The 828-nt window shown below is 42.3% G+C and carries 1 protein-coding gene and 1 pseudogene; both read right to left on the reverse strand.

Features of this window, described 5'->3' with window-relative positions; translation table 11 throughout:
* Positions 1-572 (reverse strand): dTDP-4-dehydrorhamnose reductase (gene rfbD, locus AB4486_RS25785; protein ID WP_372119580.1); only part of this gene is annotated, 572 nt, incomplete at its 3' end.
* A pseudogene (locus AB4486_RS25790) lies at positions 572-828 on the reverse strand (glucose-1-phosphate thymidylyltransferase); the annotation flags it as partial. The pseudogene AB4486_RS25790 and the gene rfbD, both read right to left, overlap by 1 nt.

Genomic DNA, 828 nt, shown 5'->3' on the forward strand with positions numbered 1-828 from the left:
GCTATATCGCCTGCATATGTAGGTCCTCCAAACTGGTCACCCACGATACTCAATACATCTCGGTTTTCACCTAAGCGAAGCATGGTCTTAACGAAATTATTGCCATCCTCACCAAACACCCAAGCAGTGCGAAGGATGATATGTTTATCACACGCTTCGGTAACAGCCATTTCACCGGCTAGTTTACTTTTACCGTAAACACCTTGTGGGTTTGTGATATCACTCTCTAGATACTCTCCGACTTTATTGCCTTCAAAGACATAGTCCGTCGAAATGTGTAGAATCGCGCCTCCTAGGTTTTGCGCTGCTTGTGCTAAGAACTTGGGGCCATCACGATTGATCGCATAAGAAAGCTCTACTTCTTCTTCAGCTTTATCAACCGCAGTATGCGCCGCAGCATTGATAATAATAGTCGGTTGAAATTCGCTAACAACGGCATTGACAGACTCTTGGTTCGTAATATCAAGGTGCTCTCTATCGAGAGCCAATACCAATGTATTCTCATTGTTAGCCAGTTGTTTAGTTAGACAAGAGCCAACTTGACCATGACAGCCAGTAATTAGTACGCGCATTAATCTTTTGCCTTCTTTTGAATATCCGTGACTAAACGAGTCAAATACTGACCGTATTCATTTTTCATCATTGGTTTAGCAAGCATTAACATTTGTTCATCAGTTAACCAACCATTACGCCAAGCTATCTCCTCTAAACAAGCAACCTTTAGTCCTTGTACATTTTCAATAGTTTGAACAAAAGATGAAGCCTCATGAAGGCTTTCATGTGTACCAGTGTCTAACCAGGCAAAACCACGCCCTAATAGCTCCACAT

This window comes from Vibrio sp. 10N.222.55.C6, assembly GCF_041473395.1.
Classification (GTDB): domain Bacteria; phylum Pseudomonadota; class Gammaproteobacteria; order Enterobacterales; family Vibrionaceae; genus Vibrio; species Vibrio crassostreae_C.